We start from the raw sequence: 11,576 nt of genomic DNA, 5'->3' as shown, positions 1-11,576 counted from the left end.
GCGATGCGTTGAGCTGACCAGTACTAATGAGCCGAGCGGCTTAACCTTACAACGCCGAAGGGGTTTTGGTGTCGGAAGACAGCAAACAGAAGTCGGAAGACAGAAGAGAGACAGATTTCAGCTTGTTGAACAGATTGCTTCGGGTGGTTGTGTCGGAAGAGACGCAACGGCCGGAAGGAAACCGAATATGCCTGGCGGCGATAGCGCGGCGGTCCCACCTGACCCCATGCCGAACTCAGCAGTGAAACGCCGTAGCGCCGATGGTAGTGTGGGGTCTCCCCATGTGAGAGTAGGACACTGCCAGGCTTCACTTTTAGTGTTGTGTTGCGATGAAAGGCAGCATAAAGCACGAATAGCAGTGAGTAGGATAAATCTGTTACAGACGGATTTAAGCGTCGCGAGGGGCGGCGGTCCGAAGGGCGAACGGCAGGCAAGCTGTTCGTAAACTGCCCAAATTGGTATTTAAGTTTTATATCGTAGCAAGCGATATAAATCACAGAGAATTCGGTGGTGCGGTAGTTCAGTTGGTTAGAATACCGGCCTGTCACGCCGGGGGTCGCGGGTTCGAGCCCCGTCCGCACCGCCACCTTAATTTAGGGGCGTAGTTCAATTGGTAGAGCACCGGTCTCCAAAACCGGGTGTTGGGAGTTCGAGTCTCTCCGCCCCTGCCAGTTATAAGCTCAGCGGCAACTAAGATAGTTTATAGTAGTGGTTACCCATATATGCTGCTTAGATAAGATTATTGATAAGGCGCTGGCTTTTGGTCAGCGCCTTTTTCTATGAAGCTTTGTAAGAAAAACGGATTTGCTATTACACTAAAAATCCCTTTATGCGAACTTTTTCCCCAGAAATGGTATCACTTGGAGAATTCATTTCCAAATATCGTCTGGTTCGTAAAGCCAATGTTGCCATCGATTTGAATTCATCATAGTATGCTGTTAAACACTTTCAGTTGAATAGTCTTTCCTCAATATTATTCGATCTTGTAGCAATAAAACCTTTCTTTCTAATTATCTATTATCGAAGTGAATTCTTATAAGTAACCTTTTAGACTTTCTGGCAATCTCCATACTAGTAAAAGCTCTTCTGAACTAAGCGCCTAGAGGATATATGCGAAAGAATTTTATCTAATATTTTGATTACGAAGCTTTTTTCTTAAGAAAGGCTCGAATTGAAGGAAAGGATACCTAAAACGATAAAGTAGGAACACCGCGTCTGATTCAAGTCATAATTTCAAACTATACGTAAGGATTATTTGGTAAATAAGGAGCTATATGTGGGAAGATAAAAAAGTAATCCCACTTTATGCTCTATCTGAAACTTCTTTCTCCCTTACTATTTTCATTCCTGTTTTCGTATAGTATTGCTATCCATAAGTTTTGCAGAACACATACTTACTGATTGAATGATTTATATGAAAACTTCTTAACCTCTTGCAGAAGTATGTATGATAGGTATTTTTAATAGCTGTTGAATGAATGCTTGCTGATCATTTTTTTGTAGCCATATAGCATATAATGGACGTTCAATTAGTTCGGTGTTTGGATAAGAAACCAGTTCTGGATGTTCATTTTGCCAGTGTATTGGTAAGAAGGCGGCTCCTCTTACGCTATTGAGTAGTTGGCGGGCTATATGTGCTGAGGTGGTTGTGATGATGGGTAGCTGCTCACTTTTTAAGATCCGTTGTTCCTGATGATGGAAATCAGCTCCCCATTCTAGTTTGATGTAATTTTTAATTTGGCATTTCAGATTTTCTTCTGTTGTTAATAATTTCAAGCAAATATTCCCTAATAATAGGCTTTGGAACTCATCCATTTTAGGTGGTTCGGTAGTGATTAACAGATCTAATTCACGAGAATGAAGTTGTTTAACAAGGGATTGTCGTGTAGAAACCCGAGATTCTAATCTTAATTCCTGATGTTTTTTATAGAAATCTTGTAACCAGGGGGTTAAATATGCTTCCCATAGTGATGCGGTGGCACCAATTGTTAATTCAGTATGTTGAGAAGCGTGCATTATCTCCTTTTTAGCCAACTGCCAAGTACTCATCAGTGATTCGGCATAGGGAACAAGGCGCTCTCCTGCCGCTGTAAGACGGATGTTATTGCGATGGCGAGTGAAAAGATGGGTACCTAATTGATTTTCTAGCTGGCGTATGCGAAAGCTAACTGCTGATTGCGTCAGGTACAATGATTCGGCTGCTCTCCCAAAGTGACGAGTTTTACTGACTTCCAAGAAGGTTTTCAGTAATTCAGTGTCCACATATATCTCCAATAATATTTATCGTTAAGATTTAAATTTTTTGTTTTACAGAACGCCAGGCCTATCTAATACTCCGCGCCATAATTGGCATGATAGTAACAGTACTAGAATTAGGAGTGTGTCAGATGGCCGAAAGCTTCATCACGACTAATCGTTTTTTTGATAACAAAAATTACCCTCGTGGGTTCTCCCGTCATGGGGATTTCACCATTAAAGAGGCGCAATTGCTAGAGCGCCACGGTTATGCGTTCAATGAGTTAGATCTTGGTAAACGCGAGCCTCAAACAGAAGTAGAAGAGCTGTTTGTTGCTGTTTGCCGGGGTGAACGGCAGCCTGTGACAATGGAAGAAAAAGTATGGACCAAATATCTTGCAAGGATTAGTCGTCCAAAACGTTTTCATACTCTTTCAGGCGGTAAGCCTCAGATTGATGCTTCCGATGACTATACCGACACTGATGATTAATATCATCACAAATTGTGAATATAGGGGCTTTGCCCCTTTTTCATTTCTAACCCGATTGTTTTTGTAATTGTATTAATAGCCTGTCCATACTGCGGTAGCTTAAGGCTTCCATGATATGTGGTTTTTCTATCTCTTTTTTTTCTTCTAAGTCGGCAAGTGTCCGGGATGTTCTCAGAATTCGGTGCCATGCTCGGATTGAAAGTCCTAGTTTTATTAGCGTTTGTTCTAGAAATACAGCATCGTTAGGTTTGAGCTTACAAAATGCCTCTGTCTCTTTACTATTCAGATGGGCATTAATCTTTCCACAACGTTTCAATTGTATTTCTCGCGCTGCCAGCACTCTTAATCTTACATCTTTACTGCTTTCGCTTGATCTAAGAGGGCTACTCAATGTTCCAATGGGTAATAGAGGAACTTCAATTGAGAGATCAAAACGATCTAAAAAAGGTCCAGAAAGTTTTGCCAGGTATCGCAGTATTTGCTGAGGATTACTTCGATTGTGAATTCCCTGATGGTAGCCCGTCGGGCTAGGATTCATTGCTGCGATCAACTGAACTTGAGCAGGAAAACAAACTTTTGCTCTGGCCCGGGAGATAATTATTTCCCCTGATTCCAGTGGTTCTCTGAGAGCATCAAGGACTCTGCGTTCAAATTCAGGTAGTTCATCTAGAAATAGCACCCCATTGTGAGCAAGTGAAATTTCACCGGGTTTTGGCAGCCCGCCCCCGCCAACCAGTGCTGCCATTGAAGAGCTGTGATGAGGCGCTCTGAATGGGCGTGTATGCCATTGTTCAGGTGGAAGGTAGGTATCCACTAGGCTATTGATAGCGGCTACCTCAAGGGCTTCTTTGTTTGTTAATGGCGGTAATAAACTACATAGACGGCTTGCCAACATTGTTTTCCCTGTCCCTGGTGGGCCAAGTAGTAAAAGATTATGTCCGCCTGCTGCTGTGATTTCCAGTGCGCGTTTTGCTTGTTCTTGGCCAATAATATCCTGAAGATCTGGCTGTGATGGCTCTGTTGAGGGCTTATGTTGGATCGTTGTTGTCAGTAGTTGTTTTTCTCCCTGAAGGAAGTGGCAGATATGTAAGAGGTGTTCTGCCATTAACGTCTCATTCTGAGATAAGATTGCCAGTTCTATTGCGTTTTCTGTTGGTAGAATAAGTTGCCTTCCTGCTTCTCCTGCGCTGAGCGCGGCTGAAATTGCGCCGTTAACTTTTCGTAGACCACCGGATAGAGCGAGTTCACCAAGAAACTCATAATGATTTAGTGTATTGGTAGGTATTTGTTCTGAAGCGGCCAGAATAGCGATAGCGATCGGCAAATCATAACGACCACCTTCCTTGGGAAGATCTGCGGGCGCCAGATTGACGGTGATTCTTTTAGACGGATAGGTAAACCCGCTGTTGATCAACGCACTTCTGACACGATCTCTTGCTTCTTTTACGGCTGTTTCAGGCAAACCAACCAAAGTTAATCCAGGTAAGCCATTACTAATATGCGCTTCAACAGTAACAATTGGGGCATGAATACCTATAGTCGCTCTGGTATAAATAACAGCGAGGGCCATCCTATTCTCCTTCGTAAGAAAGGGCATATGATGGACTGAAATTAGATAATAAATAGTTTTCTATTATTTTTTTGCGAAGCGGCTCTAATGAATATTTTGTGAAGCAACGCTAAAGACTTTTTTGAAATAATTATTAAGTGATTTTTATTTTATTTGATTGATTTTTATGGTTTTATAGTTTTTAGCTTAGATTATAAAATTGATTATTTTTATATTCATATTATGAGGTTTTATTTAAGTCGTGTTTTTAGATTGGTTTTATTGAAATAGTTTATTTGAAATTAAAATTTATATATTTTTCACAGTGAATAAATTTAGCGTGTTATATCATTCTGTTTTATTTTTAATGAGGAGTTTTTATCACCTGGGTGATTAATAATAAGATCTTTACTTTTGGTTATAGTTGAATGATTTGTTTTTTATGTTACCGCTTTGTGTGTTGTTTTGTTTATATCTAATCAGTTGGTTTTTATCACTTAAATTGGATTATTTAATAGATAAATAATCTAAATGACAAGTATTTAATTGAAAATAAACAGTATTTTTTCATATCGAATAATAAAACAAAATAAATGTTGTCAAGCTATGAAGAACGTGATAACTCTTAAATATAGATTAAACAAACGAATTAAACGACCAAGATTATGAACACATTTGTCCTAGTGATTAGCCTAATTATTGTCAGCGTGGTGGTGATTATTATCCCACCGTGCGGGGCAGCACTTGGACGAAGAAAGGCTTAGAAAAACAGCCAGATCTCTCGAAGACCCCCGCACCGAAAGGCGCGGGGGTTTTTTTTCGACAAGCAAAATCAGATAGAGACGGAAACATACAACAGAACAAAATCTTGTCTCACAGGGTAAACACAGGGGATATGAAAAATGAACGGGGCGCAGTGGGTTGTAAAAGCATTACGAACGCAGGGTGTTGATAAGGTTTTCGGCTACCCTGGTGGTGCGATCATGCCGGTTTATGATGCTTTGTACGATGGTGGTGTGGAGCATTTGCTTTGTCGGCATGAGCAGGGTGCGGTTATGGCTGCAATCGGTTATGCGAGAGCCAGTGGTAAGCCGGGAGTTTGTATCGCTACATCGGGACCGGGAGCAACAAACTTAATCACTGGGTTAGCCGATGCGTTGTTAGATTCTGTTCCTGTTGTTGCTATCACTGGTCAGGTTGGTTCTGAATTGATTGGAACTGATGCCTTTCAAGAAGTCGATGTTTTAGGTCTCTCCCTTGCTTGTACCAAACACAGTTTCTTAGTGGATTCACTGGAAAATTTACCTCAAATTATGGTGGAAGCCTTTTCTATTGCCACTAGTGGTCGACCTGGCCCAGTTTTGATTGATATTCCTAAAGATATTCAGCTGAAAGAGGGGAATTTGGTTCCACATTTGGTACCCGTTGAGCAAAAAGCGCCCTGTTCGGAAAGTGAATTAGAACAAGCTCGGAAGATGATTGCGGCTGCGGCAAAGCCAGTATTGTATGTCGGTGGTGGAGTAGGAATGTCTCAAGCGGTTTCTGTTCTGCGAGATTTTGTTGTGGAAACAGGTATGCCGGTTGTTTCTACGTTGAAAGGTTTGGGAGCTGCTGATTCAGAACATCCATGTTATCTGGGAATGCTTGGGATGCATGGTTCGAAAGCGGCCAATCTTGCCGTTCAGTCATGTGATTTGTTGATTGCTGTAGGTGCTCGTTTTGATGATCGTGTGACTGGCAAACTTAATACTTTTGCTCCGCGTGCAAAAGTTATTCATCTGGATATTGATCCGGCAGAGTTGGGTAAATTACGTCAGGCTCATGTGTCGTTACTGGGGGATGTGAAGGCATTATTGCCCCGTTTGCAGCAGCCATTGTCAATTATGCCCTGGCAACAGGAAGTGAAATATCTGAAAGCTAAATATCCTTGGTGTTATGACCATCAGGGGGAGAGTATCTATGCGCCTTGGTTATTGAAGCAGGTTTCAGATCGTAAAGCATGTAATACGGTTATTACTACCGATGTTGGACAGCATCAAATGTGGACAGCTCAACATATGACTTTTGATGGGCCTGAAAATTTCATTACATCGAGTGGCTTGGGCTCGATGGGATTTGGTATCCCTGCTGCGATTGGCGCTCAGATTGCTCGACCGGAAGATATGGTGATCTGTGTATCTGGTGATGGTTCTTTCATGATGAATGTTCAGGAATTGGGAACAATTAAACGTAAACAATTACCAGTAAAAATTTTATTGTTGGATAACCAGCGGTTAGGAATGGTGCGGCAATGGCAGGAGCTGTTTTTTGATAAGCGATATAGCGAAACGACATTAACAGATAACCCTGATTTTGTCACATTAGCGAAAGCTTTTGATATTCCTGGGCAACATATCACGGATAAATCACAGATTGATGAAGCTCTGAATGCATTATTTGCCAGTAAGGGTCCCTATTTATTACAGGTATCTATTGAGGAATTAGAGAACGTTTGGCCGTTGGTCCCTCCCGGCGCAAGCAATGAAACTATGTTGGAGAAATCATTATGATGCAGCATCAACTTGCAATCCATGCTCGTTTCCGTCCTGAAATATTAGAGCGTATCTTACGGGTAACGCGTCATCGTGGATTTCAGATCTGTTCCATGAATATGGATCAAACAATGGATGGCGATAATGTTAATATCGAATTAATTGTCGCCAGCCAAAAACCGGTTAATTTGTTGTCTTCACAACTGGCTAAATTAGTGGATGTCGCTGGCGTCAAGATCCTGCAACAAAAATCACAACTCATACGTGCGTAACGTAGAAATAAAGGAATAAGAGAATGACGAAGCAATCCGATTACATTTGGTTCAATGGTGAGATGGTTCCTTGGGCAGATGCTAAAGTTCACGTCATGTCCCATGCTTTACATTACGGCACCTCTGTTTTTGAGGGAGTTCGCTGTTATGACTCTCATAAAGGACCCGTGGTTTTCCGTCATCGTGAGCATATGCAGCGTTTACATGATTCTGCAAAGATTTATCGCATGCCGTTGAGCCAGAGTGTCGATGAATTAATGGAAGCATGTCGGGCAACTCTGCGTAAAAATAATTTAGTCAGTGCTTATATACGTCCACTAGTCTTTATCGGTGATGTTGGCATGGGAGTTAATCCCCCGGCTGGCTATAAAACGGATGTTATTATCGCTGCTTTTCCTTGGGGAGCTTATCTGGGAGAAGAAGCATTGGAGCAAGGGATTGATGCGATGGTTTCTTCATGGAATCGTGCGGCGCCAAATACAATACCAACTGCGGCCAAAGCAGGTGGTAACTACCTGTCTTCACTTTTGGTAGGCAGTGAAGCCCGTCGTCGTGGATATCAAGAAGGTATTGCACTAGATGTTTATGGTTATATCTCAGAAGGTGCGGGTGAAAATCTGTTTGAGGTAAAAGATGGCATATTGTTCACGCCACCATTTACTTCATCTGCGTTACCAGGAATTACCCGTGATGCCATTATCAAATTAGCCAAAGATTTGGGGCTGGAAGTGCGTGAGCAGGTATTGTCGCGCGAATCTCTGTACCTGGCTGATGAAGTTTTTATGTCAGGTACAGCGGCTGAAATTACACCTGTTCGCAGTGTTGATGATATTCAGGTTGGTATCGGTAAGTGCGGGCCTGTTACTAAGAAAATTCAACAAGCTTTCTTTGGTTTGTTTGATGGCACGACAGACGATAAATGGGGCTGGTTAGATCCGGTCAATCCTTAATAGAACTATACCTTTAATAGAACTATAAATAATTTAACGGGCGGTTCGTTCCCCGCCTGTTTTGATGACACGGGAGTGAAAATAATGCCTAAGTACCGTTCTGCCACTACGACTCATGGTCGCAATATGGCTGGAGCTCGCGCTTTATGGCGCGCGACAGGGATGACCGATGCAGATTTTGGTAAACCGATTATTGCAGTAGTTAACTCATTTACTCAGTTTGTTCCCGGGCATGTTCATTTGCGGGACTTAGGTAAACTGGTTGCTGAACAGATTGAGGCATCAGGCGGTGTTGCAAAAGAGTTCAATACCATAGCGGTGGATGACGGTATCGCAATGGGGCATGGTGGTATGCTCTATTCTCTGCCGTCACGTGAATTAATTGCTGATTCTGTTGAATATATGGTGAATGCACATTGTGCGGACGCGATGGTGTGTATTTCCAATTGTGACAAAATTACCCCAGGTATGCTGATGGCGGCATTGCGTCTGAACATTCCGGTGATTTTTGTTTCCGGTGGTCCTATGGAGGCGGGTAAAACTAAATTGTCAGATCAGATTATCAAATTGGATCTGATCGATGCCATGATCCAAGGTGCGAACCCGAATGTCAGTGATGAGGATAGTAGCCAGATTGAGCGCTCAGCTTGCCCAACCTGTGGCTCCTGCTCAGGCATGTTTACAGCTAACTCTATGAATTGTTTGACAGAAGCGTTGGGCTTGTCTCAACCGGGGAACGGTTCATTACTGGCTACTCATGCAGATCGCAAGGTGTTGTTTCTGAATGCGGGCAAACGCATTGTTGAGCTGACTAAGCGCTATTATGAACAAAATGATGATAGTGTTCTACCGCGTAGTATTGCAACGAAAGCCGCATTTGAAAATGCGATGATGTTGGATATTGCAATGGGTGGCTCAACTAATACTGTGCTTCACTTACTGGCTGCGGCGCAGGAAGGGGAAGTGGATTTCACTATGGCGGATATTGATCGTTTGTCTCGTCAGATCCCTCATCTCTGTAAGGTTGCACCAAGTACACAAAAATACCATATGGAAGATGTTCATCGTGCTGGTGGTGTGATCGGTATTTTAGGTGAGCTGGATAGAGCTGGTCTGTTGAATCGTCAGGTTAAAAATGTTTTGGGTCTGGATTTGTTACAAACGCTTAATCAGTACGATGTGATGCAGACGGCGGATGAGCCAGTAAAGGAGATGTATTCGGCAGGCCCTGCGGGTATCCGTACTACTCAGGCATTTTCGCAAGATTGTCGTTGGCCTTCATTGGATACCGACCGTGCAGAAGGGTGTATTCGCGACATTGAACATGCCTATAGTCGGGATGGTGGTCTTGCAGTTCTATTTGGTAATTTGGCTATAGATGGCTGTATTGTAAAAACTGCGGGGGTGGATAAGGACAGTCTGACGTTCCGTGGGCCAGCCAAAGTTTACGAAAGTCAGGAAGATGCGGTTGATGCGATCCTGGGTGGAAAAGTTGTTGCGGGTGATGTGGTGGTCATTCGTTATGAAGGGCCAAAAGGTGGGCCCGGCATGCAGGAAATGTTGTATCCGACGACTTATCTAAAATCTATGGGGTTAGGTAAAAGCTGTGCATTGATTACAGATGGGCGTTTTTCTGGTGGTACCTCGGGTTTGTCGATCGGCCATGTTTCTCCAGAAGCGGCTAATGGAGGGCTAATCGGTTTGGTTCAAGATGGCGATATTATTGATATTGATATTCCATTGCGGAAAATTCGACTTGATGTAGATGAAAAGATACTTGCTACCCGTCAAGAGGCTGAATTTGCCCGCGGTAATAATGCGTGGACGCCGAAAGCTCGTGAACGTCAGGTCTCGTTTGCCCTGAGAGCCTATGCTTCATTGGCGACCAGTGCGGATAAAGGCGCTGTCCGTGATAAATCTAAGTTAGGGGGATAATCGCATGGCTGCATTTCTTCCCTTAACTTCCGCACCAAATGGTGCAGAGTATTTGAAAGCGGCATTAAGCGCACCGGTTTATGAAGTTGCTCAGGTGACTCCTTTGCAGGAAATGGAGAAAATTTCTGCCCGCTTGGGAAATACTATTTTGGTAAAGCGGGAAGATCGACAACCTGTTCACAGTTTTAAGCTCCGTGGTGCGTATGCCATGATTGCAGGTTTGACTGAGGAACAGAAAAACCGAGGAGTGATTACTGCGTCAGCCGGTAATCATGCTCAGGGGGTGGCGCTTTCCGCTAATCGTTTGGGAATTAAATCTCTGATTGTTATGCCGGTTACTACCGCGGATATTAAAGTTGATGCAGTCCGTCGTTTCGGTGGTAAGGCTCTGTTGTATGGCGCTAATTTTGATGAGGCTAAAGCTAAAGCAATAGAAATGGCACAACAGGAGGGTTATACCTTTATTCCTCCGTTTGATCATCCCGCTGTAATCGCAGGTCAGGCAACACTGGCGATGGAACTTTTACAACAGGATGTGCGCTTGGATCGCATCTTTGTACCTGTTGGTGGTGGTGGCTTGATTGCTGGCGTGGCAGTGTTGATTAAGCAACTGATGCCAGAGATTAAAGTCATTGGGGTGGAAGCGGAAGATTCAGCTTGCCTGAAAGCGGCAATGGAAGCTGGACATCCGGTAGATTTACCACGAGTTGGCTTATTTGCTGAAGGTGTTGCTGTTAAGCGTATCGGTGATGAAACATTTCGTTTGTGTCAGCAATATGTGGATGCTGTTATCACAGTAGACAGTGATGCTATTTGTGCAGCGGTAAAAGATCTGTTTGAAGATGTACGTGCGATTGCTGAGCCATCCGGCGCATTGGCACTAGCTGGATTGAAAAAGTATGTTCAGCAGTATCAGCTTAAAGGTGAACGACTGGCACATATTCTTTCTGGTGCTAATGTGAGTTTTCACGGATTGCGTTATGTCTCTGAGCGTTGTGAATTGGGCGAGCAGCGGGAAGCATTGCTGGCAGTGACTATTCCTGAACATAAAGGGAGTTTCCTGAGTTTTTGCCAGAAGTTGGGCGATCGGGTGGTAACAGAATTTAATTATCGTTATACGGATGCTGATCCTGATCAGGCTTGTCTTTTCGTTGGTGTTCGCCTGAGTCGTGGTGAGATGGAACGACGGGAAATTATCGCGGAATTGCGTACCGCAGGGTATCAGGTTGCTGATCTTTCAGATGATGAAATGGCGAAATTACATGTTCGCTATATGATCGGCGGTCGTCCATCTAAGCCATTGAAAGAGCGCTTGTTTAGTTTTGAATTTCCTGAATCGCCGGGGGCTTTATTAAAGTTCCTACAAACTTTGGGAACTTACTGGAATATTACATTATTCCATTATCGCAATTATGGTACAGATTATGGCCGGGTGTTAGCCGCATTTGAATTGTCAGGCACGGAAGTGCGTTTTAAGCGTCACCTTGATGCATTAGGTTATGCGTATCACGATGAGACGGATACCCCCGCGTTTAAATTCTTTTTAATGTGCCAGGCGTCTGAAACAACCGGAGGTTGAGCGGTGTCTTGGTAATGAAAAAACATGTTCTATG

9 protein-coding genes, 2 tRNA genes and 1 rRNA gene are annotated in these 11,576 nt (G+C 43.3%); 10 read left to right on the top strand and 2 right to left on the bottom strand.

Annotated elements, in window-relative coordinates; translation table 11 throughout:
• The first annotated feature begins 190 nt into the window (after window positions 1-190).
• The 3 genes from rrf to EAE92_RS02615 all read left to right on the top strand — a co-directional run bounded on the left by rrf (window position 191) and on the right by EAE92_RS02615 (window position 671).
• Window positions 191-306, top strand: a 5S ribosomal RNA gene (gene rrf / locus EAE92_RS02625).
• Window positions 307-509: 203 nt separating this feature from the next.
• Window positions 510-586, top strand: a tRNA-Asp gene (locus EAE92_RS02620).
• Window positions 587-595: 9 nt separating this feature from the next.
• Window positions 596-671, top strand: a tRNA-Trp gene (locus tag EAE92_RS02615).
• A gap of 754 nt (window positions 672-1,425) precedes the next feature.
• On the opposite strand, the gene hdfR is transcribed toward EAE92_RS02615, so the two are convergent.
• Window positions 1,426-2,262 carry an HTH-type transcriptional regulator HdfR gene (gene hdfR, locus EAE92_RS02610; protein WP_036779608.1) on the bottom strand — a complete coding sequence of 279 codons (837 nt, stop codon included), beginning with the start codon at window positions 2,260-2,262 and terminating at the stop codon, window positions 1,426-1,428.
• Window positions 2,263-2,387: 125 nt separating this feature from the next.
• Between hdfR and EAE92_RS02605 the strand changes: the two genes are divergently transcribed.
• Entirely contained in the window at window positions 2,388-2,726 is a 339-nt protein-coding gene (locus EAE92_RS02605) for a MaoP family protein (RefSeq protein WP_036779611.1), read from the top strand.
• Between the two features lie 46 nt (window positions 2,727-2,772).
• On the opposite strand, the gene EAE92_RS02600 is transcribed toward EAE92_RS02605, so the two are convergent.
• Window positions 2,773-4,296, bottom strand: coding sequence for a YifB family Mg chelatase-like AAA ATPase (locus EAE92_RS02600; RefSeq protein ID WP_214066937.1), 1,524 nt, complete (start codon window positions 4,294-4,296; stop codon window positions 2,773-2,775).
• A 644-nt stretch (window positions 4,297-4,940) separates the two neighbouring features.
• Here EAE92_RS02600 and ilvL point away from each other — a divergent pair.
• The 6 genes from ilvL (at window position 4,941) to ilvA (ending at window position 11,542) form a co-directional block, all read left to right on the top strand.
• On the top strand, window positions 4,941-5,039 hold the full coding sequence (ilvL, locus tag EAE92_RS02595) for an ilv operon leader peptide (protein WP_071647081.1): 99 nt from the start codon (window positions 4,941-4,943) through the stop codon (window positions 5,037-5,039).
• Between the two features lie 138 nt (window positions 5,040-5,177).
• Window positions 5,178-6,824 (top strand): acetolactate synthase 2 catalytic subunit, encoded by a 1,647-nt coding sequence (gene ilvG / locus EAE92_RS02590; protein WP_214066936.1) that lies wholly within the window; start codon window positions 5,178-5,180, stop codon window positions 6,822-6,824.
• Complete coding sequence (gene ilvM / locus EAE92_RS02585; RefSeq protein ID WP_036779619.1) at window positions 6,821-7,078, top strand: acetolactate synthase 2 small subunit; 258 nt, start codon at window positions 6,821-6,823, stop codon at window positions 7,076-7,078. Before ilvG ends, ilvM begins: the two co-directional genes overlap by 4 nt.
• Before the next feature lie 23 nt (window positions 7,079-7,101).
• The gene (locus EAE92_RS02580) at window positions 7,102-8,028 is read left to right on the top strand and encodes a branched-chain amino acid transaminase (protein WP_214066935.1); all 927 of its coding nucleotides are present in this window, start codon (window positions 7,102-7,104) and stop codon (window positions 8,026-8,028) included.
• Window positions 8,029-8,112: 84 nt separating this feature from the next.
• On the top strand, window positions 8,113-9,963 hold the full coding sequence (gene ilvD / locus EAE92_RS02575; RefSeq protein ID WP_214066934.1) for a dihydroxy-acid dehydratase: 1,851 nt from the start codon (window positions 8,113-8,115) through the stop codon (window positions 9,961-9,963).
• 4 nt (window positions 9,964-9,967) lie between these two features.
• On the top strand, window positions 9,968-11,542 hold the full coding sequence (gene ilvA / locus EAE92_RS02570) for a threonine ammonia-lyase, biosynthetic (protein WP_036809839.1): 1,575 nt from the start codon (window positions 9,968-9,970) through the stop codon (window positions 11,540-11,542).
• Window positions 11,543-11,576 lie beyond the last annotated feature (34 nt).

It is taken from the genome of Photorhabdus hainanensis (assembly GCF_018448965.1).
Classification (GTDB): domain Bacteria; phylum Pseudomonadota; class Gammaproteobacteria; order Enterobacterales; family Enterobacteriaceae; genus Photorhabdus; species Photorhabdus akhurstii.
This window is presented reverse-complemented; position numbering and strand designations above follow the sequence as displayed.

Coding starts and splice junctions, on each gene's coding strand:
- EAE92_RS02605 (WP_036779611.1), top strand. CDS start 2,388: ATGGCCGAAAGCTTCATCACGACTAATCGTTTTTTTGATAACAAAAAT.
- EAE92_RS02600 (WP_214066937.1), bottom strand. CDS start 4,296: ATGGCCCTCGCTGTTATTTATACCAGAGCGACTATAGGTATTCATGCC.
- ilvL (WP_071647081.1), top strand. CDS start 4,941: ATGAACACATTTGTCCTAGTGATTAGCCTAATTATTGTCAGCGTGGTG.
- ilvG (WP_214066936.1), top strand. CDS start 5,178: ATGAACGGGGCGCAGTGGGTTGTAAAAGCATTACGAACGCAGGGTGTT.
- ilvM (WP_036779619.1), top strand. CDS start 6,821: ATGATGCAGCATCAACTTGCAATCCATGCTCGTTTCCGTCCTGAAATA.
- EAE92_RS02580 (WP_214066935.1), top strand. CDS start 7,102: ATGACGAAGCAATCCGATTACATTTGGTTCAATGGTGAGATGGTTCCT.
- ilvD (WP_214066934.1), top strand. CDS start 8,113: ATGCCTAAGTACCGTTCTGCCACTACGACTCATGGTCGCAATATGGCT.
- ilvA (WP_036809839.1), top strand. CDS start 9,968: ATGGCTGCATTTCTTCCCTTAACTTCCGCACCAAATGGTGCAGAGTAT.